At 47.2% G+C, this 1,893-nt stretch carries 3 protein-coding genes and 1 pseudogene; 2 read left to right on the forward strand and 2 right to left on the reverse strand.

Features of this window, described 5'->3' with window-relative positions:
• Both AACU19_RS20145 and AACU19_RS20150 read left to right on the forward strand, forming a co-directional pair.
• Window positions 1-374, forward strand: a 374-nt coding sequence (locus tag AACU19_RS20145; RefSeq protein ID WP_021542076.1) for a gp53-like domain-containing protein, incomplete at its 5' end; no start/stop codon positions are given.
• Window positions 375-394: 20 nt separating this feature from the next.
• A pseudogene (locus tag AACU19_RS20150) lies at window positions 395-838 on the forward strand (tail fiber assembly protein).
• On the opposite strand, the gene AACU19_RS20155 reads toward AACU19_RS20150, so the two are convergent.
• Entirely contained in the window at window positions 810-1,412 is a 603-nt protein-coding gene (locus AACU19_RS20155; protein ID WP_105279235.1) for a tail fiber assembly protein, read from the reverse strand. The pseudogene AACU19_RS20150 and the gene AACU19_RS20155 sit on opposite strands and share 29 nt — an antisense overlap.
• Window positions 1,412-1,893, reverse strand: a 482-nt coding sequence (locus AACU19_RS20160; RefSeq protein WP_241957785.1) for a tail fiber protein, incomplete at its 5' end; no start/stop codon positions are given. The genes AACU19_RS20160 and AACU19_RS20155, both read right to left, overlap by 1 nt.

Here is a 1,893-nt window from a genome sequence, read left to right on the forward strand (position 1 = left end):
TTGGTTTGGGAGAAGCAGCGAAACGGGGTGTGGGAACAGGGGAAAATCAGATACCGGACATGGCTTCTTTTGCCAGTGGTGATGGATGGATGAAATTACCCAACGGTAAAATTCTGCAATATGGTCGAGGTGAGGCTATGCCGAAATTATCGACGCAAACAATGAGGATTACATTTCCTATCCCTTTCCCTAAAAAAGCGGACTGCGCCATTCTTACCCATTCTGGTGATGGCGGTGCGCCTTTAGGCGCTGGGCGAGGGTTCGTGATGACTGCAGAAGGCCCTACGTTAACCGGCTTTAATTCTGCTTACAGAACGTCATCAACCAGCGACACGGTATCTATGCATTACAGTTGGTGGGCTGTTGGTGAGTAATTTTATTCAGGGTGATTTATATGAACGAATATGTTTATAGTGCCAGGCATAATGCTTTTTTCCCTGTGGATATGATTGATAAATATAAATCAGTAGGATGGGATTTATCAGATGCTAAGGAGGTGAATCAAAATATTGTCAGTGAGTTTATGGCTGAACCGCCACAAGGAAAAGTCCGTATTGCCGGAGAGGATGGACTACCTACGTGGGCAGATATTCCTCCACCTACTCATGAAGAGCTTATTGAAATTACTGAATCATAAAGACAGCTACTAATTAACCAGGCCAACGAATACATGAACAGTAAGCAATGGCCCGGTAAAGCCGCTATTGGTCGTCTGAAAGGTGATGAACTGGCGCAATATAATTTGTGGCTGGATTATCTGGACGCACTGGAGCTGATCGATACTTCCGGTGCGCCAGATATTGAATGGCCTACGCCTCCGGCAGTTCAGGCCAGATGACATCCGGCGCTGTGCTGGTATTTGTTGCCGTCACCGCGTCAATGTAATCCAGCACAGCGTTAAGGCGGGTTGTTTCTGCCTGCGTCAGCTTCCGTCCGGCCTGTAATTTCAGTTGAATCAGACTGATGGAGGCCATTGCAGTATCAATCAGCGACTGGCGCAGTGCTTCTGCTGCATCTACTGCTGCGCCGTGCTGTGCCTCGGTATCTGTCACCCATTTCTCACCATTCCATTTATCGTATGGCGTTAACGGGGCGATAGTGGTTGTATTTTCAGGATAATCACCCGGAGCTGTGATTTCTTTCGATTCTCCTGTTTCGGTGCTATAGACGATTTCACCGCGATGATCTGGCACATATTCCCATGAATTTAAATCCATCGAACGGCAGATAGCATAACCCGCCTTATGTGTGCCAGGGGCATCTAAACAGGAATATGCAGGGATACCGACACCAATGGCAAGATATTCATTTGAAGTGGAAATATATTCCCGAGTTTCACCATCATAGTTATAGACGGTAATATTCCCCGCCTTCGTGGCAATAAGCTCGCTATTTAATACGGCGTTATCCATTATGCAGCCCTCACGATAAAGTTAAATGCAATATTTCGTGGACGGGTTTCACTCCCGCCAGTATTACCGATACTCCCTCGTGAATGAAGTGTCGGTGATGGGATCAGACTCCCTCCTGTATTTGTGGCATCAAGTCCCCGTCCTTGTGTGTATGTCTTTTTGAAAATCGTAGCCAGTTCCCATTCATCTTTTGTGTCGTAACCATCATTGGCAACAACAATATGACGGTGCTTTTCCAGCATCCCAGCCTGAAGGCTCAATAAAGCACGTCCTGTATCAATACCGCGCCCATCATCCCAGCCACGAATAAATTCACCTCGTAAATCAGGCAATTTATTTGTCGGGTAAGCCTTTGCCAGTTCCGGGTATTCTTCAGCAGAAAAAGCCGCCCCGTTGCATTTCAGCCAGCCTGTTGGAGGTGTCTCTGAAGGCCACGGAACAGGCGCACCAACAGGTAATGCTGAACCTTCTCCCAAACCAA

Origin of the sequence: Escherichia sp. MOD1-EC4550 (assembly GCF_963876935.1) — a bacterium.
GTDB classification, from domain to species: domain Bacteria; phylum Pseudomonadota; class Gammaproteobacteria; order Enterobacterales; family Enterobacteriaceae; genus Escherichia; species Escherichia coli_F.